General features: G+C 75.0%; 23 protein-coding genes. 13 read left to right on the top strand and 10 right to left on the bottom strand.

Annotation, left to right across the window (positions count from 1 at the left end):
* Window positions 1-19: 19 nt before the first annotated feature.
* Window positions 20-889 (top strand): DUF4328 domain-containing protein, encoded by an 870-nt coding sequence (locus B8281_RS14795; protein WP_051876936.1) that lies wholly within the window; start codon window positions 20-22, stop codon window positions 887-889.
* A 49-nt stretch (window positions 890-938) separates the two neighbouring features.
* Here the strand turns inward: B8281_RS14795 and B8281_RS14790 are convergent, their stop codons facing one another.
* Window positions 939-1,529 carry a TetR/AcrR family transcriptional regulator gene (locus tag B8281_RS14790; protein ID WP_085388102.1) on the bottom strand — a complete coding sequence of 197 codons (591 nt, stop codon included), beginning with the start codon at window positions 1,527-1,529 and terminating at the stop codon, window positions 939-941.
* A 65-nt stretch (window positions 1,530-1,594) separates the two neighbouring features.
* On the opposite strand from B8281_RS14790, the gene B8281_RS14785 reads away from it, so the two are divergent.
* Window positions 1,595-2,041: a hypothetical protein gene (locus tag B8281_RS14785; protein WP_332306522.1), complete on the top strand. Its 447-nt coding sequence runs from the start codon at window positions 1,595-1,597 to the stop codon at window positions 2,039-2,041.
* Between the two features lie 46 nt (window positions 2,042-2,087).
* Window positions 2,088-2,453: an Imm51 family immunity protein gene (locus B8281_RS14780; RefSeq protein WP_061267556.1), complete on the top strand. Its 366-nt coding sequence runs from the start codon at window positions 2,088-2,090 to the stop codon at window positions 2,451-2,453.
* Between the two features lie 80 nt (window positions 2,454-2,533).
* On the opposite strand, the gene B8281_RS14775 is transcribed toward B8281_RS14780, so the two are convergent.
* Complete coding sequence (locus tag B8281_RS14775; protein WP_085388101.1) at window positions 2,534-3,439, bottom strand: MBL fold metallo-hydrolase; 906 nt, start codon at window positions 3,437-3,439, stop codon at window positions 2,534-2,536.
* A gap of 121 nt (window positions 3,440-3,560) precedes the next feature.
* Between B8281_RS14775 and B8281_RS14770 the strand changes: the two genes are divergently transcribed.
* The 4 genes from B8281_RS14770 (at window position 3,561) to B8281_RS14755 (ending at window position 8,353) form a co-directional block, all read left to right on the top strand.
* The gene (locus tag B8281_RS14770; protein WP_232322581.1) at window positions 3,561-6,395 is read left to right on the top strand and encodes a DNA translocase FtsK; all 2,835 of its coding nucleotides are present in this window, start codon (window positions 3,561-3,563) and stop codon (window positions 6,393-6,395) included.
* A gap of 63 nt (window positions 6,396-6,458) precedes the next feature.
* Entirely contained in the window at window positions 6,459-7,088 is a 630-nt protein-coding gene (pgsA, locus tag B8281_RS14765) for a CDP-diacylglycerol--glycerol-3-phosphate 3-phosphatidyltransferase (RefSeq protein WP_021483781.1), read from the top strand.
* Window positions 7,085-7,621 carry a CinA family protein gene (locus B8281_RS14760; protein ID WP_369824900.1) on the top strand — a complete coding sequence of 179 codons (537 nt, stop codon included), beginning with the start codon at window positions 7,085-7,087 and terminating at the stop codon, window positions 7,619-7,621. Before pgsA ends, B8281_RS14760 begins: the two co-directional genes overlap by 4 nt.
* Before the next feature lie 390 nt (window positions 7,622-8,011).
* Window positions 8,012-8,353 carry a helix-turn-helix domain-containing protein gene (locus tag B8281_RS14755; protein WP_021483863.1) on the top strand — a complete coding sequence of 114 codons (342 nt, stop codon included), beginning with the start codon at window positions 8,012-8,014 and terminating at the stop codon, window positions 8,351-8,353.
* Window positions 8,354-8,404: 51 nt separating this feature from the next.
* Here B8281_RS14755 and B8281_RS14750 read toward each other — a convergent pair whose 3' ends face one another.
* Together B8281_RS14750 and B8281_RS14745 are read right to left on the bottom strand one after the other, a co-directional pair.
* Complete coding sequence (locus tag B8281_RS14750) at window positions 8,405-9,244, bottom strand: DNA-formamidopyrimidine glycosylase family protein (protein ID WP_061267560.1); 840 nt, start codon at window positions 9,242-9,244, stop codon at window positions 8,405-8,407.
* A gap of 44 nt (window positions 9,245-9,288) precedes the next feature.
* On the bottom strand, window positions 9,289-14,262 hold the full coding sequence (locus B8281_RS14745; protein WP_085388099.1) for a DEAD/DEAH box helicase: 4,974 nt from the start codon (window positions 14,260-14,262) through the stop codon (window positions 9,289-9,291).
* Window positions 14,263-14,454: 192 nt separating this feature from the next.
* Between B8281_RS14745 and B8281_RS14740 the strand changes: the two genes are divergently transcribed.
* From B8281_RS14740 to B8281_RS14720, 5 genes are all read left to right on the top strand, one after another.
* Window positions 14,455-14,688, top strand: coding sequence for a DUF3046 domain-containing protein (locus B8281_RS14740; protein ID WP_085388098.1), 234 nt, complete (start codon window positions 14,455-14,457; stop codon window positions 14,686-14,688).
* Window positions 14,689-14,805: 117 nt separating this feature from the next.
* Window positions 14,806-16,992 carry an alkaline phosphatase family protein gene (locus tag B8281_RS14735; RefSeq protein ID WP_085388097.1) on the top strand — a complete coding sequence of 729 codons (2,187 nt, stop codon included), beginning with the start codon at window positions 14,806-14,808 and terminating at the stop codon, window positions 16,990-16,992.
* A complete protein-coding gene (locus B8281_RS14730) occupies window positions 16,989-17,789 on the top strand; it encodes an MBL fold metallo-hydrolase (protein ID WP_085388096.1) in 801 nt (266 codons plus the stop codon). The genes B8281_RS14735 and B8281_RS14730 overlap by 4 nt, the downstream gene beginning before the upstream one ends.
* Before the next feature lie 209 nt (window positions 17,790-17,998).
* The gene (gene recA, locus B8281_RS14725; RefSeq protein ID WP_034655657.1) at window positions 17,999-19,111 is read left to right on the top strand and encodes a recombinase RecA; all 1,113 of its coding nucleotides are present in this window, start codon (window positions 17,999-18,001) and stop codon (window positions 19,109-19,111) included.
* 116 nt (window positions 19,112-19,227) lie between these two features.
* Window positions 19,228-19,719: a regulatory protein RecX gene (locus B8281_RS14720; RefSeq protein WP_228485303.1), complete on the top strand. Its 492-nt coding sequence runs from the start codon at window positions 19,228-19,230 to the stop codon at window positions 19,717-19,719.
* Between the two features lie 88 nt (window positions 19,720-19,807).
* Here B8281_RS14720 and B8281_RS14715 read toward each other — a convergent pair whose 3' ends face one another.
* The 4 genes from B8281_RS14715 to B8281_RS14700 form a co-directional block, all read right to left on the bottom strand.
* A complete protein-coding gene (locus B8281_RS14715) occupies window positions 19,808-20,713 on the bottom strand; it encodes an amino acid ABC transporter permease (protein ID WP_021482421.1) in 906 nt (301 codons plus the stop codon).
* Window positions 20,710-21,399: an amino acid ABC transporter permease gene (locus tag B8281_RS14710; protein WP_021482422.1), complete on the bottom strand. Its 690-nt coding sequence runs from the start codon at window positions 21,397-21,399 to the stop codon at window positions 20,710-20,712. Before B8281_RS14710 ends, B8281_RS14715 begins: the two co-directional genes overlap by 4 nt.
* A 96-nt stretch (window positions 21,400-21,495) precedes the next feature.
* Entirely contained in the window at window positions 21,496-22,371 is an 876-nt protein-coding gene (locus B8281_RS14705; RefSeq protein ID WP_021482423.1) for a glutamate ABC transporter substrate-binding protein, read from the bottom strand.
* A 119-nt stretch (window positions 22,372-22,490) separates the two neighbouring features.
* Window positions 22,491-23,309, bottom strand: a complete 819-nt coding sequence (locus B8281_RS14700) for an amino acid ABC transporter ATP-binding protein (RefSeq protein WP_034655661.1) — start codon at window positions 23,307-23,309, stop codon at window positions 22,491-22,493.
* 102 nt (window positions 23,310-23,411) lie between these two features.
* Here B8281_RS14700 and miaB point away from each other — a divergent pair, with 102 nt between their 5' ends.
* Window positions 23,412-25,091 carry a tRNA (N6-isopentenyl adenosine(37)-C2)-methylthiotransferase MiaB gene (gene miaB, locus B8281_RS14695; protein WP_085388094.1) on the top strand — a complete coding sequence of 560 codons (1,680 nt, stop codon included), beginning with the start codon at window positions 23,412-23,414 and terminating at the stop codon, window positions 25,089-25,091.
* Between the two features lie 51 nt (window positions 25,092-25,142).
* Here miaB and B8281_RS14690 read toward each other — a convergent pair whose 3' ends face one another.
* Window positions 25,143-25,655 carry a YbjN domain-containing protein gene (locus B8281_RS14690; RefSeq protein ID WP_021483660.1) on the bottom strand — a complete coding sequence of 171 codons (513 nt, stop codon included), beginning with the start codon at window positions 25,653-25,655 and terminating at the stop codon, window positions 25,143-25,145.
* A complete protein-coding gene (locus B8281_RS14685) occupies window positions 25,652-26,251 on the bottom strand; it encodes a YbjN domain-containing protein (RefSeq protein ID WP_081599986.1) in 600 nt (199 codons plus the stop codon). Before B8281_RS14685 ends, B8281_RS14690 begins: the two co-directional genes overlap by 4 nt.
* Window positions 26,252-26,274 lie beyond the last annotated feature (23 nt).

Below are 26,274 nucleotides of genomic sequence, written 5' to 3'. Positions count from 1 at the left end.
CCAGCGCAGGAGGCACCCTTTGACGCACCACGACCCCTCCGGGGTCCCGCCCTACGGACAGCCCGGCGGCCCCGTCCCCGGACAGCCTTCGGCGCCCGGCCGGCCGGTACCGCAGTACGGCGCGTACGGCGCCGCGCCCGTGCCCGCGTACGGGCAGGCTGCGCCCCCGCCCTTCGGCTCCACCGGACCGACGCCGCTCTCCGCGCCCGCGTACGGGCAGCCGACGGCCCCGGTGTACGGCGCGTACGGCGGCGGGTACGGCTACGTCCCGCGACCGCCCGTCCCCGGCGGCCTCGCGACGGGGACGATCGCGCTCGCGGTCGCGGTCACCGCCGTGCAGGTGCTGGCCTGGGTCACGTCGTTCGGCGCGGCCGAGGAGTTCGAGCGCGCCGCCCGCGCCGGCACCCCGAGCGCCGAGGTCCTCACCGGGTACGACGCCGTGGGCCTGCTGCTCCTTCCCGTCCAGCTCGCCGCGGCGGTCGTGACGTGCCTGTGGCTGTGGCAGAGCCGCGTGCTCGCCGAGGCCGTGTCGCCCGCGCGCGGGCACGCGCGCAGCCGGGTGTGGGTCTGGCTCGGGTGGATCGTGCCGGTCGTCGCGTTCTGGTTCCCGTACCAGGTGGTGCGCGACGTGCGCGCCGCGACCGTCGTCGCCCCGCGCCGCGGCCTCGGGTGGTGGTGGGCCGGGTGGCTCCTGTGGAGCGTCGCGACGAACGTCGCCACGCAGCTGACGACGCTCTCCTCGGCCGGTGCGGCCGGGACCTTCGCGCTGCTGCCCGTCGCGGAGACGGTGGGCACCGCGGGCCTCGTCCTCGCGCTGGTCCTGTGGGTGCGCACCGTCCGCGAGATCACCGCGGGCCAGCGTGCCGCGGTGGGTGCCGACGCCCGGTGACCATGTGGGCGCTCGCCGGGGACGGACGCGCGGTCCGGCTTTCCCGGGGCTACGTCGCCGCGCCGCGCCGCACGAGCCCCGGACCGACGGCGGCGAGCGTCGCGGCGTAGCGCGCTGCCCGGGCGTCGTCCCCGCCGGGCACGAGGCCCGCGAGCTCGAGCGAGACGAGGCCGTGCACGAGCCCCCACAGACCGAGCGCGACGTCGGCGGCACCCGCGTCCTCGGGGACGAGGCGCGCGACGGCGTCGCGGAGCACGCGGAACGTGGGCTCCTCGACCGCCTCGGGCCGGTCCGGCCCCGGCCGGACGCCGCGCGCGAACATCACGGCGTAGAAGTGCGGGTCGGCCAGCGCGAAGTCGCGGTACGCGCGACCGAGGGCCGCCAGGTCGGCACCGGGGTCGTCGGTGCGGGGGACCGTGGCGAGGTGTGCGGCGAAGCGCCGGAAGCCCTCCGCGGAGACGGCGGCGACGAGCTCGTCGCGGCTGCCGAAGAGCGCGTAGACGGCCGACGCGCTCGTCCCGGCCTCGGTCGCGACCGACCGGACCGTCACCGCGGCCTCCCCGTGCGTGGAGACGACGCGCGACGCCACGTCGAGGAGGCGGTCGCGCAGGGCGTCGTCGTGCAGTCGGGGTCGTGCCACGCGCCGAGTCTAGGGGCCTTGACGAGCGTTCGCGAACGATGTTCTATAACAGTGTTCGCAAACCGGTGCGCGAGCTCTCGCGCCGCCCCCTGGAGGTCCCCGTGCTCGAGCTCACCGACGCCGCCCGCCTCACCGCCGGCATCGTCCTCCTCACCGTCGTCGGCATCGAGTCCGGCGGGGCGTTCCTCGTGCGCGTGGTGACGCGGCGGGTCCCGGCCACCGGGTTCCAGACGTCGTTCTTCCGTGCCGGGCACGCGCACGCGGGGGTGCTCGTGATCCTCGGCCTCGTCTGCCTGCTGCTCACGGAGGCCACCGGCCTCGCCGGCCCCTGGCGCTGGCTCGCGGCGACCGGCGTGCTCGTCGCGGCGATCCTGCTCCCGGCCGGCTTCTTCCTGTCGGCCGTCGGCCCCGGTCGCGAGACGCCGAACCGGGCCGTCGCGCTGCTGCCCGCGGGGGCCGTCGTCCTCGCGGCGGGCGTCGTGACGCTCGCCGTCGGACTGTTCCTCGGCTGACCGACCCCGGGAGCCCGACGTGGGTGGCTCTCGCTACGGTTCCGGCATGACCACCGCCGAGGACTTCGTCCCGCTCGACCCCGTCCGTCTCGTCACGCTGGCGCAGGGGTGGAGCATCATCTACTCGCCCGGCGGGCCGGAGTGGCACCACCACCAGGGTGCGCTCGAGCGGCACGGCGTCGAGGGCTCGGGCTACGACTTCTCCGGCGCGCTCCAGGCCACGCTGACCGACCACGAGCCGGACGTGCTGGGGGCCGTCGGGTTCGACCCCGAGGGCGGCATGGTGAGCGTCTACGGCTCCGACCTCGACGCCCTGCACGTCGCGGCGCGGCACCTGCACCGCCTCGTCACCGACGAGCGGGCCCTCGACGCGGCGCTCGCCCGGTCGGTCGAGCTCGGGCTCGACGACTGAGCGCGGAGCGCGGCGGGTCCAGGAGGCCTCGTGTCGTCGGACCGCGGCTCCGCGATCCGGGCACGACCGCTCGGGCGGCCTCAGCGCGCGCGCAGCGCGGCGAGCTGCTCGTCGTGCCACGTCGCGACGTAGCCGGTGAGCCGGTCGTCGGCCACCACGGCGTCCGTGTGCACGACCGCGTGCTCCAGCGCGTCGAGGTAGGCGCGGTCGGCCGCGAAGCGCGCGGCGACGGCGGCACGGCCGACGGCCGGGCTCCCGTGGCCCGGGACGAGCGCGTCGACGTCGCGCGCCGCGAGCTCGAGCGCGTCGAGCGCCCCGCGGTACGTGCGCACCGGGTCGCGCGACCCGGTGTCGACGAGCGGCACCTCCACGTCCGAGAGCATGTCGCCCGCGAGCAGCACGCCCCGCACGACGAGCGCCGCGTGGCCCGGCGCGTGGGCGTCGTGCTCGACCACGACGACGTCGGTCTTCCCGTCGGCCTGCGCGCCGGGCCGCTCCTCGGCCTGACCGGGGGTCGGTGCGGTCGGCCACGGCAGGCGTCGTGCGCCGCGGGGGAGCGGCGTGAGCGCGCCGACGAGCGTCGGGTCGTGGCCGGGCGCTGCGGCGTCGGTCGCGGCGACCAGGTCCGCCCCCCGCGACCGGACGGCGTCGGCGCCGCGGGCCGTGGCGTAGCGCGGGGCGTCGCCCAAGGAGCGGGACCACAGCACGTGGTCCCAGTGCGGGTGGGTCGCGAACCCGGCCGTCACGCGCCAGCCGCGACCGTGGACGGCGGCGGCCAGCGCCTCGACCTCCTCGACCGTGACCGCGGGGTCGACGACGAGCGCCTCGCCGTCGGGCGCGACCACGACCGTCGACGTCGTCGCCCAGATCGTCGCGGTCGCCACCCAGACCCCCGGGCGGACCTCCACGAGGTCGCGCGCGTGCGCCTGCTCGCCGTCCGTGGTCGCGTCGGCGGTGCTGCGCCGCACGCCCGCGTGATCGTCCATCGGTCCTCCGCTCGTCCTCGCGGGACCGGGTCGCGGGCACGTGCCCGAACCCCGGTCCGCGGGGGACACGCGCCCCGGGGTCCCGGGCGCCGTCGTCCCTCGCAGGTAGGTTAGGACCACTATGGCGACCCGCACGTCCCCGCAGGCACGTCGGACCGCGAGCAACCGCACACCAGCGCCCCGCACCGCGGCGCGCGGCGGTTCGTCCACGGCCCGCGGCACGTCGCGCGCCGGAACCGGTCGCGGACGGTCCTCCTCGTCCAGCGCGCGCCGCCCGGCGCGTCGCCCGGCGGCAGGGCCGCCGTGGCCCGTCCGGGCGGTGCGGGGGGTCTGGCTCGGCGCCGCGCACGGCGTGGGATCGCTCGTGCGCACCATCGGAAGAGGAGCAAGAGAGCTGGACCCGGCACACCGGCGCGACGGCGTCGCGTTCACCCTCATCGCCCTCGCGGTCGTCGTCGCGGCCCGCGAGTGGTGGGGCATCCAGGGCACGTTCGGCAAGGTCGTCCACGGCGTCGTCGCGGGGACGTTCGGTCTCGCCGGCGTCGCGGTCCCGGTCCTGCTGCTCTGGCTCGCGGTGCGCATCATGCGGCACCCCGAGCGCGCCCAGGCGAACTCGCGCGTCGCGATCGGGCTCACGCTCATCGTCGTGTCCGTGTGCTCCCTCGTGCACATCTCGGAGGACCTGCCCGCGCCGCGCGACGGCTTCGCGGCGGTGCAGGACGCGGGGGGCATCGTCGGCTATCTGGCGGCCACGCCCGTGACCGCCGGGCTGACGCCGTGGTTCGCCGTCCCCATCTTCCTGCTCCTCGGGTTCTTCGGGCTGCTCGTCGTCACCGCGACGCCCGTGCACCGCATCCCGAGCCGGCTGCGTGGCCTCTACGACGTGCTCACCGGCAACCACCGCACCGAGGACGACGCGCTCGACGCCGACGGGCTCCCGCTCGCGGAGGGCGTCTCGCGCCACGACGGCAGCGAGCCGCCGACGGGTCGCCGACCGCGCAAGCCGCGGCGCACCAAGGCGCAGCGCGCGGCGGAGGCGGCCGAGATCGAGAAGCCCGAGGGCGGCTTCTCGGGCGACGAGGCCTTCGAGACGGCCGCGTTCCTCGACTACGAGGACGACGCGCCGCGCGGCCGGGGGAAGAAGCGTCGCGCGGAGGAGCCGGCCGCCGGCACGGCCGCCACGGAGGTGGTCCCCGCCGTCGGGCAGGGGGCCGCGCAGGACACGGCGGCGGCCGCGATGGGCGCGGTCGCGCCCTCCCCGGAGGACGGCGTCGGCAGCGTGCCGCCGCCCCCGCCCGGCCCGATGCCCCGGGGCGTGCAGCCCATGCTCGAGGGCGACACGGTCTACCTGCTCCCGGACGAGGACGCGCTCGTCAAGGGCGCGCCGCACAAGGTGCGCTCAGCCGCGAACGACCGCGTGGTCGAGGCGCTCACGCAGACGTTCGAGCAGTTCGAGGTCGACGCGAAGGTCACCGGGTTCACGCGCGGCCCGACGGTCACGCGCTACGAGGTCGAGGTCGGGCCCAAGGTCAAGGTCGAGCGCATCACGTCGCTGTCCAACAACATCGCGTACGCGGTGGCCAGCGCCGACGTGCGCATCCTCGCGCCGATCCCCGGCAAGTCGGCCATCGGCATCGAGATCCCCAACACGGACCGCGAGACGGTCGTGCTCGGCGACGTCCTGCGGTCGTCGGCCGCGCGGCGCACCGAGCACCCCATGGTCATGGGCGTGGGCAAGGACGTCGAGGGCGGCTACGTCGTCGCGAACCTCGCGAAGATGCCGCACATCCTCGTCGCGGGCGCGACGGGCGCGGGCAAGTCGAGCTTCATCAACTCCATGATCACGTCGATCCTCATGCGCTCGACGCCCGAGCAGGTGCGGCTCGTACTCGTGGACCCCAAGCGCGTCGAGCTGACGATCTACGAGGGCATCCCGCACCTCATCACGCCCATCATCACGAACCCGAAGAAGGCCGCGGAGGCCCTCGACTGGGTCGTCCGCGAGATGGACGCCCGCTACGACGACCTCGCCGCGTTCGGGTTCAAGCACATCGACGACTTCAACGCCGCCGTCCGCGCCGGCAAGGTCAAGCCGCTGCCCGGCTCCGAGCGCAAGATCGCGACGTACCCGTACCTGCTGGTCGTCGTCGACGAGCTCGCCGACCTCATGATGGTCGCCCCGCGCGACGTCGAGGCCTCGATCCAGCGCATCACGCAGCTCGCGCGCGCGGCGGGCATCCACCTGGTGCTCGCGACGCAACGCCCGTCGGTCGACGTCGTGACGGGCCTCATCAAGGCGAACGTGCCGTCGCGGCTCGCGTTCGCGACGTCGTCCCTCGCGGACTCGCGCGTCGTACTCGACCAGCCCGGCGCGGAGAAGCTCATCGGCCAGGGCGACGCCCTGTTCCTGCCCATGGGTGCGGCCAAGCCCATGCGCGTGCAGGGCGCGTGGGTCTCGGAGTCCGAGGTGCACGCCGTCGTCGAGCACGTGAAGAGCCAGCTCAAGCCCGTCTATCGCGAGGACGTCACGCAGGCGGCCACGAAGAAGCAGATCGACGAGGACATCGGTGACGACCTCGACCTGCTGCTCCAGGCGGCCGAGCTCGTCGTGACGTCGCAGTTCGGCTCGACGTCGATGCTCCAGCGCAAGCTGCGCGTCGGGTTCGCCAAGGCGGGTCGCCTCATGGACCTCCTGGAGTCGCGCGAGATCGTCGGGCCGTCCGAGGGGTCCAAGGCCCGCGAGGTGCTCGTGACGCCCGAGGAGCTGCCGTCGGCGCTCGCCCTCATCCGGGGCGAGCCCGCGCAGGACGTCTTCGACGGCCAGGCGCCCGCCGCGGCCCTCGCGCCCCAGGGCGCAGGGGGCGGCCACGACTACGGCGAGGGCACCGACGGGCACATGCCCCCGGTCGCGACGGAGTACCACGACGACGCCGACGTGGAGTCGGGCTGGCGGTGACCCGAGCGGCCGGTGGTGCTGCCGACGGTCGGCGCACCCCGGACGACCCCCTAGGCTGGTGACGTGGTCAACGCCGTCCCCTCGCCGTGGAACTCCGCGAACCTCGTCACCATGGCGAGGATCCTGCTCGTCCCGTTCTTCGCGTGGGCGCTCCTCGTCGACGGCGGGGAGTCCGTCACGTGGCGCCTCGTCGCGACGGGCATCTTCGTCCTCGCCGCCACGTCGGACCGCCTCGACGGCTACCTCGCGCGGCGCTACGACCTCGTCACGGACCTGGGCAAGCTCCTCGACCCCATCGCGGACAAGCTGCTCGTGGGCACCGCCCTCGTGCTGCTCGCGTGGCCGCTCGGCGAGCTGCCCTGGTGGGTCCCCGTCGTCGTGCTCGCGCGCGAGCTGGGCGTCACGCTCCTGCGGTTCGCCGTCCTCAAGTACGCGGTCATGCCTGCGTCCCGCGGCGGGAAGCTCAAGACCGTGCTGCAGACCGTCGCGATCACGCTCTTCGTGCTGCCGCTCGCGCACCTGCCGGCGTTCGTCGGCGTCGTCGCCTGGATCGTGCTCGCCGCGGCCATCCTCGTCACCGTCGTGACCGGCCTGGAGTACGCGTATCAGGGCTGGCGCCTGCGCCGCGACGCGGTGCGCGCAGCCCGGGTCGTCGAGCGGGGTCCGAGCACGGACGGCGCGCCCGTCTCGTGACCGACGCTCCGGTCCCGCCGGGGAGCTCGTCGGTCACCGGCCCGGACGTGCGGCCCGACGTCGTCGAGCTGCTCGGCGCTCTGGAGGCCCGCGGGTGGACCCTCGCGACGGCCGAGTCGCTCACGGGCGGCCTGCTCAGCGCGACGATCGTCGACGTGCCCGGCGCCTCGCGCGTGCTCCGGGGCGCCGTCGTCGCGTACGCGACCGACGTCAAAAAGTCGGTCCTCGGCGTCGACTGCGGCCTGCTCGCCGCGCACGGGGCCGTGCACCCGGAGGTCGCACGCCAGATGGCCGAGCGCGTGCGCGACGTGCTGAGGGCAGACGTCGGGGTCGCGACCACGGGCGTCGCGGGCCCCGACCCGCAGGACGGCCGGGCCCCGGGGACCGTCTTCGTCGCCGCGAGCGGACCGGGGGGCACGGAGGTGCGAGAGCTGCACCTGGCGGGCGACCGTACGGCCGTCCGCGCCGCCACCGTGGCCGCCGCGGTGGCGCTCGCGCGCGCGACGGTCGGGCCCCGGCCACCGACGGCGTGACGATGCCCCGTGCTGGGTGAAATCGTCGGCGGGAGCGTCGGCCGCCCGGCCGGGCGTGGACCGGGCCGGAGGCGTCGTGGAGACGTCGTGAACGTGCCGCGGGGGAGCGGCCGGGAGGCCCGGCGCGGGAACAACACCCCACGTCGCGACGTTGCACAGCACGTGATCGCCAACAGGACCGTCAACCGACCGGTGGGACGCACGGACAACGCGCCCGCGCCCCGTCCCGCACGGGGCACCGGCGACGTGAGCGGACCGCGGGCGGGGTACGGTAGGACGACCCCGTCACGCGGGGCAGTGAACAGGAAGACCGGCACGAGCAGTTCGCGCACCCAGGTGGGGGCCTCTCCGGCTCCCGGGGGCGCACGGGACACGGAAGGGGGTCGCCAGATGATTGTTCTTCGACGAGAGATCGGGGACGTGCTGCGAGACGCTCGCCAGCGACAGGGGCGCACCCTGCGAGAGGTGTCCTCCGCCGCACGGGTCTCGCTGGGCTACCTCAGCGAGGTCGAGCGCGGTCAGAAGGAAGCGTCGTCGGAGCTCCTCGGCTCGATCTGCGAGGCGCTCGACATCCCGATGTCGTTGGTGCTGCGCGAGGTCAGCGACCGGGTCGCCGTCGCCGAGGGTCTGCTGATCCCCGACACCATCCCGGCCGACTTCGCGACGGCCGTGCTGGGTCGCCAGCATCCCGAGGGCACGGCACGCCGCGAGGACCTGCAGCCCGTCGGCTGACGGTCGGGCCGGCACCGGCCGCACCGGGAGCGGGGGCAGCGACGCCGGCCGTCATCCTGCTGCGGGCGGTGCCTGGCAGGTCGGACACCAGAAGATCGGACGGTCGTACGGGGGCTCGTTCGCCGTACCTTCCGCGACAGGCGTGCCGCACACGTGGCACGCCTTTCGTGTGCGCCCGTGCACGTGCCGCACGACGCCGGCGCGCGGGTCGAACCCGTGCCGCACCGTGCGCTGCATGAGCGTGCGTGCCGTGAGCAGGAGGCCCTCGAGGTCCTCGACGTCGCGGACGGGCGTCCACGGGTAGACGTGCTCGGCGAAGAGCGACTCGGCCGTGTAGATCGTGCCGATGCCGGCGACGAGGTGCTGGTCGAGCAGGGCCTCCGCGACGGGCACACCCGTTGCGGCCCGCTCCGGCCGGTACCGGGGGCCGCTCCCGCCCGCCGCGTCGTCGGCCCGCATCCGCGCGGCCGCCTCGGGCAGCCCGGTCTCCGGGAAGTCGTCGCCGAGCACGTCGGGACCGAGCGGACCGACGATCACGCGCTCGTCCGCGGTGCGCAGCACGTGCAGCATCCCGATCCGGTTCCCGACCGCCGTCCACCACTCGTTCGCGAGGACGACGCGCACGTTCGGCTCCGCCCCTCGAGCGTCGTGCGTGCCCGTCCGGGCGAGCCGCCACGACCCCTCCATGCGCAGGTGCGTGTGCAGGGACCGGCCGTCGTCGAACCGCGTGAACAGGTGCTTCCCGTAGGCCTGGTTCCCGACGACCGTCCGCCCGACCAGGTCGATCTCCGCGGCGCTCGGCCACCGCAGGTCCGAGCGGACCAGCACCCGGTCCTTGAGCGCCTCGTCGAGGCGGGCCGACACGAGACGCAGGATGTCACCCTCGGGCACGCGACCGCCCCCCGTGGCCGGGGGCGCGCGACGACCGCCGCACGTCAGGCCGCCCGCAGGCCGCGCGGCGTCGCGCGGAAGCCGGCGTCGAGCAGCGCGCGCACCGCGTCGTCCGCCGGGGTCCGTGCCGTGCCGGCACCCGCCAGGGCCTCGACGCCGTCGACGCGCTGCACCACGATCTTCCCGAGCGTGCCCGCCCGCACCGCGCGGACCAGCGCCGCGCTCGCCTCGGCGAGCCGCGGGCCGTCCACGAAGGACAGCACGGACCGCCCGCCGCGCTCGACGTAGAGCGCGAGGTCGCCGTCGCTCAGCACGACGACGGCGCCCGCCTTGCGGCCCGGGCGGTGACCGCGCGAGCCCTCCCCGGTCGTGCCGTCCGTGCCGGGCGCGCCGGGCGCGCCGGGTCCGGTCGTCGGGCGGGTGGGCCACGGCAGCGCCGCGCCGTAGGGGTTCGCCGGGTCCGTCGCGGCGAGCAGCACGGCGCCGGGACGCGGACCGCCGCGCGACGTCCGCGCGTCGGGGAGCGGGGCGAACGGGTCGGTCGCGGCCGCCGCGGCGTCGGCCTCGAGCGCGCGCTCACGGTCCTGCGCGTCGGTCCGGAGCTGGTCGACCGCGCCGGGGAGCGCGAACTGCGAGCCGCCGAGGTGCTCGACGAAGTACCCGCGCCGCGCGGCGCCCGTGGCCTCCAGCTCGCTCAGCACGCGGTACACCGCGCGGAACGACCCCGCGACGCCCTCGGCGGGCGCGACGGCGCGCGTGAGCACGCCGTGGCGGTCGAGCAGGACGCGGGCGAGCGCGTGCGCCCGGCGGGTGGGGTCGGGCTCGCGCGGGGGCAGCGCCGACCACCGACCGGCGCCGCCGCGCAGGGCCGTCTCGGGCGACGTCGGCGGCCGCAGGCCCGCGAACCGGCCGCGCGCGAGCGGCCGGGCCCGCGCCGGGGCGCGCGGCGCGCGGTGGGTCCCCCCGGCGGCACCGAGCCGTGCGCGCAGCGACCCGAGGCCGTCGTTCGTCACGTGGCCCGACCACACGAGGTCCCACAGCGCCTCGAGCGTCGGGACGGTCTCCGCGCCGGCGCGCTGGGCCAGCCGCGGGAGGAAGTACCCGCCCGAGCCCTCCAGCAGGTCGAGCAGCGTGGCATGGAGGCCGGTCTCGGGCGCCGGGCCCGGGTCGGGCAGCGTGAGCGGCGCCCACTCCGCGAGGTGGAGGCTGACGAGACCGTCGCCGCCGCCGGAACCGGGCAGCGGGGCGTGCCCGCACCACACGACCTCGCCGGTCGTCGTCAGCTCGTCGAGCATCGTCGGGGTGTAGTCGCTGACGCGCGCCGGGAGCACGAGGGTCTCGAGCGCCGAGGCGGGGACGGCCGCGCCGGAGAGCTGCTCGACGACGCGCAGCAGCCCGTCGACGCCGCGCAGCGCGCCGAGCCCCTGCCAGCGCGGGAGGAAGACGCCCAGCGTCTCGGCGGGGACGGGCTCCACCTCGGCGCGCAGCGCGGCGAGCGAGCGCCGGCGCAGGACGCGCAGCACCTCGGCGTCGCACCAGTCGTCGCCCGTGCCGCCGATCGCCTCCGGCCGCAGCCGCCCGCGCACGACGAGCCGGGCCGCCTCGAGCCGCTCGAGCGTCTGCACGACGACGGCGACGCCAAGCCCGAGGCGTGCGGCGAGGTCGGCGGCGGTGAACGGGCCGTGCGTGCGGGCGTGGCGGCGCACGAGGTCGCCGAGCGGGTCGGGGACGGGCTCGGTGAACACCTCGGGGATGCCGACGGGCAGCGCGACGCCGAGCGCGTCGCGCAGGCGGCCGGCGTCCTCCACGACCGCCCACTGCTGCGCGCGCTCGGGCGCGACCCCCGCGAGCCGCACGGGCATGATGCGGCGCGCGGCCTCGAGCTCGCGCAGCCAGGCCGCGACGTCGGCGCGCACGTCCTCGCGGGTCCGCGCCGCGACCTCGGCCTCGGTGAGCGGGCCCAGCCGGCGCAGGACGTCCCACACGTCCTCGGCGTGGCGCGCCTGCCGCTCGGGCGCGAGCGCGCCGAGCTCGGCCTCGGTCCGCTCGATCTGGGCGGGGTCGAGCAGGTCGGCGAGCTGGGCCGCGACGCCGTCGCCGCCCAGCAGCTCGGCGAGGAGGGTGGGGTCCAGCGACAGCGCGGCGGCGCGGCGCTCCGCGAGCGGGGCGTCGCCGTCGTAGAGGAACTGCGCCGTGTACCCGAAGAGGAGGGACTGCGCGAAGGGCGACGGCGTCGGGGTCGTCACCTCGACGAGGCGCACGCGCCCGGCGGCGAGGTCGCGCATGAGGTCGGTGAGCGCCGCGACGTCGAAGTCGTCCTGCAGGCACTCGCGCGCCGCCTCGAGGACGATCGGGAACTCCGGGTACTCCGACGCCACCGACAGGAGCTGCGCCGAGCGCTGCCGCTGCTGCCACAGCGGCTGGCGCCGGTCCGGACGACGCCGGGGCAGCAGGAGCGCGCGGGCGGCGGCCTCGCGGAACCGCGACGCGAACATCACCGACCCGCCGAGCTCGTCGCGCACCGCGTCGAGCACGTCGTCCGGGTCGAGGAGCAGGTCCTCGACGCCGACGACGGGCGCGTCCCCGCCGAGGCCGCCCGAGCCGTCGGTCGCTCCCTCGAGCCACGAGTCCCCGGTGTCCGGGAGCCGCAGGACGATGCCGTCGTCGGCGTGCATCGCGGCGGCGTCGACCCCGTAGCGCTCGCGCAGGCGCGCGGCGAGCACGAGCGCCCACGGCGCGTGCACCTTCGCGCCGTACGGCGAGTGCACGACGACGCGCCAGTCGCCGAGCTCGTCGCGGAAGCGCTCGACGACGACCGTGCGGTCGTCGGGGACGCGTCCGGTCGCGTCGCGCTGCTCGCGCAGGTAGGCCAGCAGGTTGTCGCTCGCCCACGCGTCGAGGCCTGCCGTGCGGAGCCGGTCGGCCGCCGCGTCGGGGTCGGTGGCGGCGAGCGCGTCCGTCTCGCGCACCCACGCGCCGAGCGCACGGCCGAGCTCGGCGGGTCGGCCGGGGGAGTCACCCTTCCAGAACGGCAGCCGCCCGGGGATGCCCGGCGCGGGCGTGACGAGCACGCGGTCGGGCGTGATGTCCTCGATGCGCCACGTGCTCGAACCGAGCGTGAACGTGTCGCCGACGCGCGACTCGTAGACCATCTCCTCGTCGAGCTCGCCGACGCGCTTGCCGCCGCGCGGGGCGCGGCCGCCCGCGGTGTCCGGGTCGCCCGCGACGGTCCCGGTGCCGGCGTCCGTCGCGAGGAACACGCCGTACATCCCGCGGTCGGGGATCGTGCCGCCGCTCGTCGCGGCGAGCCGCAGCGCGCCCGGCCGCCCGGTCAGCCGGCCCGACGCGCGGTCCCACACGATCCGCGCGCGCAGCTCGCCGAAGTCCTCGCTCGGGTAGCGGCCTGCGAGCATGTCGAGGACGGCGTGCAGCGACGCGTCGCCGAGGTGCGCGTAGGGCTCGCTGCGCCGCACGAGCGTCGCGAGCTCCGCGACCGTCCACTCGTCGACCGCGACCATCGCGACGACCTGCTGGGCGAGGACGTCGAGCGGGTTGGCGAGCACGTGGAGCTCCTCGATACCTCCGGAGCGCATGCGCTCGGCGACGACCGCCGACGGCACGAGGTCGCCCCGGTGCGTGGGGAACACCACGCCGTGCGACACGGCCTCCACCTGGTGGCCCGCGCGCCCGATCCGCTGCAGGCCCGACGCGACCGAGGGCGGCGCCCCGACCTGGACCACGAGGTCCACCGCGCCCATGTCGATGCCGAGCTCGAGGCTCGACGTCGCGACCACCGCGGGCAGCCGGCCGTCCTTGAGTTCGGTCTCCGTGCGCGTGCGCTCGGCCCGGCTCATCGACCCGTGGTGCGCGCGGGCGATGACGGGCTCGACGCCCGAGCTCGCGCCCGACTGCGCCTGCACCTGCGCCGCGGTGACCGTGCCCGGGTCGAGCACGTCCTCGCCCTGGCGCTCGGCCCACAGCTCGTTCATGCGCGCCGTGAGGCGCTCCGCCCCGCGGCGCGAGTTCGTGAAGACCAGCGTGGAGCGGTGGTCGGTGACGAGGTCGACGACCCGCTCCTCGACGTGCGGCCAGACCGACGGGCGCGGTGGCCGGACGTCGGGCGCGCCCGTCGGGCGCGACGTCGCAGGGCCCGTGAGGTCGCGCTCGCCGGGGGGCAGAGGTGGCAGGCCGCCGTCCGACCGCGACCCGGCGTCCGGCACGAGTGCCGCCGTCCCGAGGTCCGAGAGGTCCGGGACGGGCACGACGACGTCGACCTCGATGCGCTTGCTCGACGGCGGCTGCACGACGACGACCTCGCGCCCGCCCTCGGCCTCGGGCCGGTGCCCGCCGAGGAAGGTCGCGACCGCCTCGACGGGGCGGACCGTGGCCGAGAGCCCGACGCGCTGCGCCGGGGGCCGCTCGTGCGCCTCGAGCAGCGCGTCCAGGCGCTCGAGCGACACGGCCAGGTGAGCGCCCCGCTTGGTGCCCGCCACCGCGTGGATCTCGTCGACGATCACCGTCTCGACGCCCACGAGCCCCGCGCGCGCCTGCGACGTCAGCACGAGGAACAGCGACTCGGGCGTCGTGATGAGGATGTCGGGCGGGTGGGTCGCGAGCCGGCGGCGCTCGCTCGTGGGGGTGTCCCCGGTGCGGGTGCCGACGACGACGTCCGGCACGTCGAGCCCGAGCCGCACCGCGGCCTGGCGGATGCCCGCGAGCGGCGAGCGCAGGTTCCGCTCGACGTCCGCGGCGAGCGCCTTGAGCGGGGAGACGTAGAGGACGCGACAGCGCGCCTCGCGAGCCGGGGCCTCGTCCGGGGGCGCGGCGAGGATCCGGTCGAGCGACCAGAGGAACGCGGCGAGCGTCTTGCCCGAGCCCGTCGGGGCGACCACGAGGGCGTGCCGGTCGCTCGACACGGCCTCCCACGCACCGGCCTGGGCGGCGGTCGGCGCGTCGAACGCGCCCGAGAACCACGCGCGCGTGGGCGCGGCGAAGCGGGCGAGCGGGTCCGAGGTCACGCGCCCATTCTGGGGCTGCCCACCCACACGCGCCCGCCGCAGCGTGCCGGCGCCCCGGCGGCCTGCCCGTGCGCCCTCGGCGCGACCTGGTGCGACCCCGGGCGACTTCGGTGCGACCTTGGGCGACGCGGTGCGGCCCCGCGCGTCCCGGCGCGCGACCGGGCGGCCGCGGATCCGTGCAAGGCTTGGTCCGTGCGCTACCGCGAGTTCTCCGAGCTGGTCGACGAGGTGTTCGGTGCGGCCCTGGGCCGCGCCTACGTGCGCGAGCAGGTGCTGTCCGTGCTCGACGACCGGACCGCCGCCCAGGCGCTCGAGGACGGGGTCGAGCCGCGCGTCGTCTGGCACGCGCTGTGCGACGCGCTCGACGTGCCCGACGCGCGGCGCTGGGGGAACGACGACCACCGCCAGGCGCCGCCGCGCCGCTGACCGGCCCCGACCTGCCCGGCCCCCACCTGCCCGGCCCCGACCTGACCGGCCCCGACCTGCCCGCAACCCGGGGACGCCCGAGGGGCGCACCCCGCCGTGCCCCGCGATGATGGCGGCATGAGCGTTCCCGCCCGCGGCCGCCTCGCCACGCTGCGCCTCACCGCCGCCGACGTGCGCGGCGCGGCCTGGTCGCTCGTCTCGACGGCGGCCGGGCTGGGGCTCGCGATCTGGGTCGTCCCCGGGGTCGAGGTGACCAACCCCTGGTCGCTCGTCCTCGCGGCGCTCGCGGTGGCGGTGGGCGACGCGCTGCTGCGCCCGGTGCTGCGCGGGGTCGCGCGCCGGTCCGGCGTCGTCGGCGCGCTCGTGTCGGGCGTGGTCGCCCAGGTCGCGGTCGCGTGGGCGGCGCTCACCTACCTCCCGGGGTTCCGCAGCGGGACGTGGACCGCCGTCCTCGCCGTCCTCGTCATCGCGGCCGTGCTCATGGCGCTCGGGCGCTGGGTCGTCGGGGCGAGCGACAACGAGTACGTGATCGGGGACCTGCTCCGGCGCGCGCGACGCCAGGCGGGCGTGCCCCGGGGAGCCGCCGCGGGCGCCGCCGCGGAGCGCCCGGCGGGCCTGCTCGTCGTCCTGCTCGACGGCGTCGCGCGCCCCACGCTCGACTACGCCCTCCAGGCCGGCCTGGCCCCGACGCTCGCGCGGTGGCTCGGCGACGGCAGCCACCACCTCACGACGTGGTGGGCCCGCGTGCCCGCGACGACGCCGGCCTCGACCGTCGGGCTCCTGCACGGGTCGACCGAGCACGTCCCCGCCTTTCGGTGGTGGTCGCGCGCGCTGGGGAGGCTCGTCGTGACGAACCGGCCCGCGGACGCGGCGGCGGTCGAGGCGCGCACGAGCGACGGCGCGGGTCTGCTAGCGGGGGGCGGCGTGGCCGTCTCGACGATGTTCTCCGGGGACGCGGCGACGAGCCTGCTCGTCATGAGCCGGGCGCGCGAGGGCCTGGGGCCCGGGCAGATGTTCGTGCACTTCTTCGCGAGCCCGTTCGTCCTCGTGCGCGCCGTGGTCGTCGCGCTCGGCGAGCTGCTCAAGGAGCTCTACCAGGGCTGGCAGCAGGCCGTGCGCGGCGTCGAGCCGCGCGTCTCGCGCCTCGGCTGGTACCCGGTGCTGCGCGCCGTGACGAACGTCGTGCTCCGCGACCTCAACACGACGCTCGTCGCGGAGCAGCTCGTGCGCGGGGCGCCCGTCGTGTGCGTCGACCTCGTGGACTACGACGAGATCGCGCACCACGCCGGGCCGCTGCGGCCGGAGTCGCTGCGCGCGCTCGAGGGCCTGGACCGCGTCGTCGGGCTCTGGGAGCAGGTCGCAGCCGTCGCGCCTCGGCGCTACGACGTCGTCGTGCTCTCGGACCACGGGCAGTCGCTCGGCCCGACGTTCGAGCAGGTCGCCGGGCGGTCCTTCCTCGACGAGGTGCGACGCCTCATGGCGCTCGACCCGCCCGGTGACGGGGCTCGTGCGGACGACGACGGCCGCGCCCGGGACGGCACCGGGTCCGCCCGGGGCGAGGGGCGGCGTCGGGCGACGGCCCCGGACAGCGAGGCGTGGGGCCCTGCCAACACGGCCCTCAACGCGCTGCGTCCCGGGCAGCCGGACGCGCAGGCGGGCCGCATGCTCGTGGGCCCGGACCGCTCCGAGCGCCGCGCCGACGCCGCACCCGCCCTGCCCGAGCTGCCCGAGGTCGCGGTCGTCGGGTCGGGCAACCTCGGGATGGTGTGGTTCCCGCGCGAGCCGCGGCGCCTCACGGGTGACGAGGTCCGCGCCCGGTGGCCCGCGCTGCTCCCGGGTCTCGTCGCGAACCCCGCGGTCGGCGTCGTCGTCGAGCGCGGTCCGCACGGGGAGGTTCGGGCGCACGGCCGGGGCGGCTCGCGCGACCTGCTGACGGGCGAGGTCGTGGGCGCCGACCCGCTCGCGTCGTTCGGGTCGCGCGCGGCGGCGGACCTCGTGCGCGTCGCCGGGCTGGAGGACGCCGGGGACCTCGTGCTCGTGTCCAGCGTCGACGAGGTCGGGATGGTGCACGCGTTCGAGGGCCTGGTCGGGTCGCACGGCGGCCTCGGCGGGGCGCAGAACCAGGCGGTGCTGGTGCACCCCGCGCACCTCGCGGTGCCCGACGACGAGCTCGAGGACGTCGACGGCACGCCGATGCTCGTCGGGGCGGAGGCGGTGCACCGCCGGCTCGTCGCGTGGCTCACCGACCTGGGGGTACGGCCGCCGGTGGCCGAGGACGCGCCGGGCCGGGGGAGCGGCGCGTGAGCGTCACCGTGACGTGGCTCGGCCACTCGAGCGCGGTCCTCGACCTCGCCGCGACCCCCGGCGGGCCGACGGCGCGGCTCGTGACCGACCCGCTCCTGCACCGGCACGCGGGGATGCTCCGCCGGCGCGGAGAGCAGCCGGCCCCGGTGTGGCGGGGCGGCGACGCCGTCCTGCTGTCCCACCTCCACCACGACCACGCCGAGCTGCGGTCGCTGCGGCTCCTCGGCGACGTGCCGGTCCTCACGGCACCCGCCAACGCGCGGTGGCTGCGCGGCAAGGGGCTGCGCGGCGTCGGGCTGGGCGACGAGTGGCACGCGGTGGGCCCGCCGGGGGCCGGGGTCGAGACGCGGCTCGTCACCGCGGTGCACGGGCACCGGCCGATGCCGCACCGGCCCAACGCCGCGAACGGTCACCTCGTGCGGACCACCGGTCCCGACGATCTGCGCGTGTGGGTGGCGGGCGACACCGAGCACCACCCCGGCATGGCGCACCTCCCGGCGCTCGCGGGCGGCCCGGTGGACGTGGCCCTCGTGCCGGTCGGCGGGTGGGGGCCGCGGCTCTCGGGCGGGCACCTGGGCCCGGTGCAGGCCGCGCGGGTGTGCGCCGAGGTCGGGGTGCGGGTCGCGGTGCCGGTGCACTGGGGGACGCTGCACGCGCCGGGCGGCCAGCACCTGCCGCGCGGCTGGATGGACCACGCGGGCGCGGCGTTCGAGGCGGCCGCGCAGCGCGAGGCGCCCGGGACGCGGGTCGTCGTGCTGCGGCCCGGGGAGTCGTGGTCCGCGGACGACGACGGGTGAGCCCGCGAGTCGCGGACACGCCGGGGCGGGTTCCGTGATCGAACACGTGTTCGGCTAGAGTTGTGCACAGGGCGCGCTCCGGCGGGCCCGGGACGCCGGTCCGGCACGACGGTCCCCAGGTCTGGGGCTCGTCGGCACCGCGTGTCGGTGGCTGCCCGTAACGTCGGGCCACAACGAACAGATGGACGTCGAACCGAAGGTGGACTGACATGCCCGCACCCGCAGACCGCGAGAAGGCGCTCGAGGCAGCCCTCGCCCAGATCGACCGGAGTTTCGGCAAGGGCTCCGTCATGCGCCTCGGCGAGGAGGGCCGTGCCCCCGTCGAGGTCATCCCCACGGGCTCCATCGCGCTGGACATCGCGCTCGGCATCGGCGGTCTGCCCCGCGGGCGCGTCATCGAGGTGTACGGCCCGGAGTCCTCCGGAAAGACGACCGTGGCGCTGCACGCCGTGGCCAGCGCCCAGCGCGCCGGCGGCATCGCGGCGTTCATCGACGCCGAGCACGCCCTCGACCCGGAGTACGCCAAGAAGCTCGGCGTCGACACCGACGCCCTGCTCGTCTCCCAGCCGGACACGGGGGAGCAGGCGCTCGAGATCACGGACATGCTGATCCGCTCGGGCGCGCTCGACATCATCGTCATCGACTCCGTCGCGGCCCTCGTGCCGAAGGCGGAGATCGAGGGCGAGATGGGCGACAGCCACGTCGGTCTCCAGGCCCGCCTCATGTCGCAGGCGCTGCGCAAGATCACCGGTGCGCTCAGCGCGTCCGGCACGACCGCGATCTTCATCAACCAGCTCCGCGAGAAGATCGGCGTGTTCTTCGGCTCTCCCGAGACGACGACCGGTGGCAAGGCGCTGAAGTTCTACGCCTCGGTCCGTCTCGACATCCGCCGCATCGAGACCCTCAAGGAGGGCACCGACGCGGTCGGCAACCGGACCCGCGTGAAGGTCGTCAAGAACAAGATGGCGCCGCCGTTCAAGCAGGCCGAGTTCGACATCCTCTACGGGGTCGGCATCTCTCGCGAGGGTGGTCTCATCGACATGGGCGTGGAGCACGGGTTCGTGCGCAAGTCCGGGTCGTGGTTCACCTACGGCGGCGACCAGCTCGGGCAGGGCAAGGAGAACGCGCGCTCGTTCCTGCGCGACAACCCCGACCTCGCGAACGAGCTCGAGAAGAAGATCAAGGAGAAGCTCGGCGTCGGGGCCAAGGTCGACGCACCGGCCGACCCGGCCGCCGGCGTGACCGTCGCGGCCGACGCCGCCGTGGCCGCTCCGGCTAAGGCGACCGCCGCGGCCGGCAAGGGGAAGAAGTCGCCGTTCTGATCGGCGAGCAGGACGGGGTCGAGGGCGCTGAGCCCGTCGACCCGTCCGCGGAGGATGACGGGCGCCGCACCGGCCGCAAGGCCGGGCGGCGCCCGCGCCCGTCGCTGCACGAGCTCGTGGAGCGCGGCGAGATCAGCGACGCCGACCTCGCCGAGCGCGCCCGCGAGACCGTCCTGCGCATCCTCACCGCGGCACCGAAGAGCCGCGCGGAGCTCACGCAGTCGCTCGCGCGCAAGGGATACCCCGAGCACGTCGTGCTGCCCATCCTCGACCGCTTCGAGGAGGTCGGGCTCGTCGACGACGCGCAGTACGCGGAGATGATCGTCCGCACGCGGCACGCCGAGCGCGGGCTGTCCCGCCGCGCGATCTCGACCGAGCTGCGCCGGCGGGGGATCGACGGCGAGGTCGGTGCGGCCGCGCTCGAGCAGGTGGACGACGACTCCGAGGCGGACGCCGCCCTGGCCCTCGCGCGAGCACGTCTCGCCAGGACCCGCGGTCTCGACCGCGACGTGCGCGTGCGTCGGACGGTCGGCGCGCTCGCCCGCAAGGGGTACAGCCCCGGGCTGGCCTTCGAGATCGTGCAGCGCGAGCTCGACGCGGAGGAGTGACGCTCGACCGGCCAGGACGAGCACGGGCGGCCCACCCCACGGCAGAGCGGCCCGTCGCCCGCCCGAGCACGGGCGGGCGACGGGTGCGTCAGCGCACGGTGGAGGTGGCCGGGGCGTCCTCCGTGGGGCCGCCCGCGACCGCCGTCGGGTTGCCGATGCCCGGTCCCGCAGCCGTGGCGCCCGCGGTGCGCCCGCTGAGGAAGCGTGAGAGCCACTGGGCCAGGGCGGTCAGGGCGTAGTTGATGACGATGAAGATGACCGCGGCGACCGTGAGGGTCTGCAGGGTGTTGCCGAAGGCCGTGCCGAGGATCTGCGCGGCCCGCAGCAGCTCGGGGTACGTGATGATCTGCCCGAGCGCGGTGTCCTTGAGCACGACGACGAGCTGCGACACGAGCGCGGGCAGCATCGCGATGAGCGCCTGCGGGAGCTGGATCGACCGCAGGGTCTGCCCGCGCGTCAGGCCGATCGCCACGCCGGCCTCTCCCTGGCCCTTCGGCAGGTTGCCGACGCCGGACCGGACGAGCTCGGCGATCACCGAGCCGTTGTAGAGCACGAGGGAGATCACGACCGCGAGGAACGGGGCGTCCGGGACCTTCTGCAGCCCCAGCAGGAGCCAGAAGAAGATCATCATGAGGAGCACCGGCACGGCGCGGAAGAACTCGACGACGACACCGCACGCCCAGCGCAGCGCGCGCACGTGCGAGAGCCGGCCGGAGCCGAAGACCAGCCCGAAGATCACGGCACCGACGATCGCGAACCCGGCGGCGCGCAGCGTGTTCTGGAGGCCCGGCAGGAAGAAGTTCTCCCACGCGTTGGCGGTGAAGACGGGACCCCACTGCTCCCACGAGAGCTGGCCCTTGCGTCCGAGCTCCAGCAGCACGAGCACGGCGATCCCGATCACGATCACGGCGCCGATCACGTTGCCGACGGCGATCGCGCGCCGAGCCCGGGGCCCGGGGGCGTCGAAGAGGACGGACTGACGCGGGGCGCTCATCGGCGGACCGCCAATCGGGTCGAGAGCGAGGTGGTGAGCAGGCCGATCGGGATGACGAGGATCACGTAGCCGATCGCGAAGGTGAGGAAGATCGCGTAGATGTAGTTCGAGTTGAACTCGATCATCGTGCGCATGAGGCTCGACGTCTCCGTCGTGACGCTCGCGGCGGCCGCGACGGTGGAGTTCTTCAGCAGCGCGATGAGGGTGTTGCCGAGGGGGGCGATCGCGCCGCGGAACGCCTGCGGGAGGATGACGAGGCGCGCGGCGGGAGCGAAGGAGAGGCCGATCGCCCGCGCCGCCTCGGCCTGGCCGATCGGCACGGTGTTGACGCCCGAGCGGATCGCCTCGCACACGAAGGCGGCGTGGTAGACGGTCAGGCCGATGACCGCGAACCGGAAGAAGTTCGTCGGGAAGTCGGGGGAGAGGCTGATCTGCAGCTGGGTCCACACCGCGAGGACCATGAACGTCATGATGATCGTCAGCGGCGTGTTGCGCAGGAGGTTCACGTAGGTCGAGCCGGCCCACCGCAGGCTCGAGACGGGGGAGATCCGCATGAGCGCGAGCGCCGTGCCGAGGATCAGGGAGAAGATCGCAGCCCAGAACGTCAGCTGGATGTTCACCCAGAACGCGCCGAGCACGTCGTAGGTGCTGAGGAGCTCGGTGAACTGGGAGAGGTAGTCACCCACGGTTGGTCATCCTCCGGGAGGGCGTGGTCGTGGACCGACCGGACGAGGCCGGGGAGCGGAGCGCGGCACGCCGCGCTCCGCTCCCCGGCAGAGAGGTCAGGCGCAGGGGTCGACCGTCGGCGGGTTCTCGCTCGCGTTCGGCGTGTACCCGGTGCCCTCGGTGTTCTTGCTGACGAACTCCTCCCAGGAGCCGTCCTCGATCATCTTCTCGATCGCGGCGTTGACGTCCTCGCAGACGTCGTTGTCCTGGGGCAGGCCGACGCCGTAGCGCTCGGTCGAGAACGGCGCCCCGACCACCTTCACCTTGCCCTGGTTCTGCGGCTGCGCCGCGAGGCCCGCGAGGATGATGTCGTCGGTCGTGACGGCGTCGACCTGGCCGGCCGTGAGCGCGGTCACGCACTCGGCGTACCCGGGGCGCTCGAGGAGCTGCACGCCCGCGGCGTACTCGTCCTTGATGCGCTGCGCCGACGTCGAGCCCGTGACGGAGCAGAGGTTCTTGCCCTCGAGCGACTCCGGGCCGGTGATGTCGGTGTTGTCCTCGGCGACGAGCAGGTCCTGCCCGGCGACGAAGTACGGCCCGGCGAACGCGACGGTCTCCTTGCGCGTGTCCGTGATGGAGTACGTCGCGAAGATCATGTCGACCTGCCCGGTCTGCAGCATCGTCTCGCGCTGCGCGGACGGCGCCTCGACCCACTCGATCTGGTCCTCGGAGAAGCCGAGCTCGCCCGCCACGTAGGTGGCGACGTCGACGTCGAACCCCGTGTACGACGACCCGTCCTGGAACCCCAGACCGGGCTGGTCGAACTTGATGCCGATCTTGACCGTCTCGCCGCCGCCGTCGCCGCTGCCTCCGGCGGACTGCTCGGGGTCCGTGGTCGTGCTGTCGTCGCCGACGTCGCCGCTGCTGCACGCTGCGAGCGTGAGCGCGGTGAGAGCGGCCAGCACGGCAGCACCTGCGTGTCGTGTGCGCATCGTTCCTACCCTTCGTGAGTGGTGGTCGTCCGACGACGGTGTGCCTCGTCGGTCGGCCGGGTGTGGGGGGCCTGGCGGCCCGGTCCGTGGTGGTCGGTGCGTGGTGAGGGCGGGGGACCTCAGTGCGTGAGGATCTTGGAGAGGAAGTCCTTGGCCCGCTCGCTCTTCGGCGCGGTGAAGAACTCCTCGGGGTGCGCCTCCTCGACGATCTGGCCGTCCGCCATGAAGACCACGCGGTTCGCGGCCTTCCGGGCGAAGCCCATCTCGTGGGTGACGACGATCATGGTCATGCCCTCCTTGGCGAGCGAGACCATGACGTCCAGGACCTCGTTGATCATCTCGGGGTCGAGCGCCGACGTGGGCTCGTCGAACAGCATGACCTTGGGCTTCATCGCGAGGGCCCGGGCGATGGCGACGCGCTGCTGCTGGCCGCCCGAGAGCTGGGCCGGCATCTTCTGCGCCTGGTTCTTCACGCCGACCCGGTCGAGGAGGGCGAGGGCGCGCTCCTTCGCGTCCTTGCTCCGCTCGCGCCGCACCTTGACGGGCCCGAGCGTCACGTTGTCGAGGATCGTCTTGTGCGCGAAGAGGTTGAAGGACTGGAAGACCATGCCGACGTCGGAGCGCAGCCGCGCGAGCGCCTTGCCCTCCTGGGGGAGCGGTTCGCCGTCGACGAGGATCTCGCCCGAGTCGATCGTCTCGAGCCGGTTGATCGCCCGGCACAGGGTCGACTTGCCCGAGCCGGAGGGCCCGATGACGACGAGCACCTCGCCGCGCCGGACCGTGAGGTTGATGTCGCGCAGCACGTGGAGCTCGCCGAAGTGCTTGTTCACGTCGCGCAGCTCGACGAGCGGCTCACCGAGGACCTGCTCGGCGGGGAGGGGCTGAGCGTCCTGAGCGCTGCGCTGCGCGTCGGACGGCGAAGGGGTTTCGTCGGCCATTCCTGGACACTATGTCCCTTCTGTTGCACGGTGCCACCTCACCCGGCAACAACCGGGCAACAGTTCAGTAACACGGCACCCGGAGCCGTACCCTGGACGGTGATGTCCACGATCGCCCCTGCCCCTGCCCCTGCCCCCGTCCCGGCCGCACCCGCACCGCACGCCACCGCCGCTGCGCCGGCCGACGACGCGCACCCCCGCACCTACGTCGTGCGCACCCTCGGGTGCCAGATGAACGTCCACGACTCCGAGCACATGGCGGGGATGCTCGAGCAGGCGGGCTACACGCGTGCGAGCGCGCAGGACGAGGCCGCGAACCGCGCGGACGTCGTCGTCATCAACACGTGCGCCGTGCGCGAGAACGCCGCGACGCGCCTGTACGGCAACCTCGGCCAGCTCGCCTCGGTGAAGGCCGCGCGACCCGGCATGCAGATTGCCGTCGGCGGCTGCCTCGCCCAGAAGGACCGCGGCACCATCGTCGAGAAGGCCCCCTGGGTCGACGTCGTGTTCGGCACCCACAACCTCGACGCCCTGCCCGTCCTGCTCGAGCGCGCGCGGCACAACGAGGCGGCGCAGGTCGAGATCGCCGAGTCGCTGCAGGTGTTCCCGTCCACGCTGCCGACGAAGCGCGAGTCCGTCTACGCGGGGTGGGTGTCCATCAGCGTCGGCTGCAACAACACGTGCACGTTCTGCATCGTGCCGCACCTGCGCGGCAAGGAGCGCGACCGCCGTCCGGGTGAGGTCCTCGCCGAGGTGGGCGCGCTCGTCGAGGCCGGTGCCATCGAGGTGACGCTGCTCGGCCAGAACGTCAACAGCTACGGCGTCGAGTTCGGCGACCGCGGCGCCTTCGCCAAGCTCCTGCGCGCGTGCGGGACGATCGACGGGCTCGAGCGCGTGCGGTTCACGTCCCCGCACCCGGCGGCGTTCACCGACGACGTCATCGCGGCCATGGCCGAGACGCCGAACGTCATGCCCCAGCTCCACATGCCGCTCCAGTCGGGCTCCGACCGGGTGCTGCGCGCGATGCGCCGCTCCTACCGCTCCGAGCGGTTCCTCGGCATCCTCGACCGCGTCCGGGCCGTCATGCCCGACGCCGCGATCACCACCGACATCATCGTGGGCTTCCCCGGCGAGACCGAGGAGGACTTCGCGGAGACGATGCGGGTCGTCGAGGCGTCGCGCTTCTCCTCCGCGTTCATCTTCCAGTACTCCCCGCGCCCCGGGACGCCCGCCGCGACGATGGACGGCCAGCTCCCCAAGGAGGTCGTCCAGGAGCGCTTCGAGCGGCTCCAGGCGCTCCAGGAGCGGATCGCCGGCGAGGAGTCCGCACGCCAGGTGGGCCGGACGATCGACGTCCTCGTCGGCGAGGGCGCAGGGCGCAAGGACGGCGCGACGCACCGCGTGACCGGCCGCGCCCCCGACAACCGCCTCGTGCACCTCGCGCTCCCCGCGGCCGTCGTGGCCGGGGCGCCCGACGACGCCCCGTCCGACGGGACCGGCACGCCCGGGTCCGTCGACCCGCGCCTCGCGGACGACCTCGACGTCCGCCTGCCGCGTCCCGGCGACGTCGTCACCGTCGAGGTCACCCGCTCCGCGCCGCACCACCTCATCGCGGACTCGGCGCTCGCGGGCGGCACTTTCGCCGTGCGCCGCACCCGCTCCGGCGACGCGTGGGCGAAGCGTGAGCGCGCCCGCCTGGGCGGGGGCGACGACGACCACGGCCACGGCGGCGGCGCGCCGTCCGGCCCGGTCGCCCTGGGGCTCCCGACGCTCCGCGCCTGAACGGCGGGGTCCAGGACCCCGACGGCGGGCGCGCACGACGGCGCCAGGACGTCAGTCGTCCAGGGTCCCCGGCGGGAGCTGGGCGCCGATGGCGTGGAAGAGCTGCACGGCCGTGCCGAGCCCGCACGAGACGGTCTGGGCGAGCTGGTCGTCGGTCGCGCCGTGCTCGAGGTCGACGGAGACCTCGGCGTAGAGCGCGAGCCGGCCGCCCTCCTCGCGCACGTAGACCTTGGGCCAGATGCGCTCGCGGTTCCAGTCGTTGACGGTCTGAAGCGTGACGAGGCGCGACTCGACGGGGAGCGTCGTCGACCAGCGGCCGCGGACCTGGAGGATCTCCGACCGGTCGCCGAGCAGCAGGAACCAGAAGCGGTGCCCGTCCCACGTACCTGTGATGTCGCCGTCGTCGTCGACGCGGAAGTGGTACCCGCGGCGCGTCAGGTGGTCGCCGATGCGCGCCATCGACAGCGCGCGCGGCAGCTCCTCCTCGCGGGGCAGCGAGTCCGGCGCCTTGGGCCGGCGGTTGCCGAACAGGCGCGTGAACCAGTTGGTGCGGGCCTGCGTCATGGCGCCTGCCTCGCGGGGTCCGGGTAGAACTCGTCGAGCGCGTCGAAGAACATCGACCCCGTGCTCAGACCGCACTGGAGGAGCTGGTCGAGCTGGTCGTCCGTCACGCCGTGCTCGAGGTCGACCGTGACCTCGGTGAAGACCTGGATCATCCCGTTGTCGCGGACGCGCGTGTAGGTCTTGGGCCAGATCCGGTCGGCGTTCCACTCGTTGCAGAACTCGAGGATCTCCTCGAGGCGCTCGAGCGCGAGGTCGCGGTTCCACTGGCCGCGCACCTGGAGGATCTCGTCGTCGTTGCCGAAGAGCAGGAAGTAGAACAGGCGGCCGTGCCACAGCCCGCCGACGTCGCCGTCGGAGTCGACGAAGTAGCTGTACCCGCTGTCGGTGATCCACTCGACGACCCGCGAGAGCGTGAGCGGTGTGGGAGGCCGCAGGACGTCGGTCGCGACCTGACCCAGCTCGCGTGCCAGCAGGTCCTCGACCTGCGACTGCAGGTCGTCCGCCGGCCGGGCCGCGCCGGACCGGCCCCCGTCCTGCGCTCCGCCGGGATTCCCGTCCCGCCGGTCGTCGTCGTCCCGCGCCCCGAAGAACCTCACCTCCCTACCGTACTCGCGCGCGC

It is taken from the genome of Cellulosimicrobium sp. TH-20 (assembly GCF_002105775.1).
GTDB lineage: Bacteria > Actinomycetota > Actinomycetes > Actinomycetales > Cellulomonadaceae > Cellulosimicrobium > Cellulosimicrobium funkei.
Note: the sequence above shows the minus strand (reverse complement) of the source record. Positions and strands in the feature narration are given on the sequence as shown.

What these genes read in the sequence shown, in the direction of transcription:
- B8281_RS14780 (WP_061267556.1), top strand. Translation starts at nt 2,088, where the DNA reads ATGACCACCGCCGAGGACTTCGTCCCGCTCGACCCCGTCCGTCTCGTC.
- B8281_RS14775 (WP_085388101.1), bottom strand. Translation starts at nt 3,439, where the DNA reads ATGGACGATCACGCGGGCGTGCGGCGCAGCACCGCCGACGCGACCACG.
- B8281_RS14770 (WP_232322581.1), top strand. Translation starts at nt 3,561, where the DNA reads ATGGCGACCCGCACGTCCCCGCAGGCACGTCGGACCGCGAGCAACCGC.
- B8281_RS14755 (WP_021483863.1), top strand. Translation starts at nt 8,012, where the DNA reads ATGATTGTTCTTCGACGAGAGATCGGGGACGTGCTGCGAGACGCTCGC.
- B8281_RS14735 (WP_085388097.1), top strand. Translation starts at nt 14,806, where the DNA reads ATGAGCGTTCCCGCCCGCGGCCGCCTCGCCACGCTGCGCCTCACCGCC.
- recA (WP_034655657.1), top strand. Translation starts at nt 17,999, where the DNA reads ATGCCCGCACCCGCAGACCGCGAGAAGGCGCTCGAGGCAGCCCTCGCC.
- B8281_RS14715 (WP_021482421.1), bottom strand. Translation starts at nt 20,713, where the DNA reads ATGAGCGCCCCGCGTCAGTCCGTCCTCTTCGACGCCCCCGGGCCCCGG.
- B8281_RS14705 (WP_021482423.1), bottom strand. Translation starts at nt 22,371, where the DNA reads ATGCGCACACGACACGCAGGTGCTGCCGTGCTGGCCGCTCTCACCGCG.
- B8281_RS14700 (WP_034655661.1), bottom strand. Translation starts at nt 23,309, where the DNA reads ATGGCCGACGAAACCCCTTCGCCGTCCGACGCGCAGCGCAGCGCTCAG.
- miaB (WP_085388094.1), top strand. Translation starts at nt 23,412, where the DNA reads ATGTCCACGATCGCCCCTGCCCCTGCCCCTGCCCCCGTCCCGGCCGCA.
- B8281_RS14690 (WP_021483660.1), bottom strand. Translation starts at nt 25,655, where the DNA reads ATGACGCAGGCCCGCACCAACTGGTTCACGCGCCTGTTCGGCAACCGC.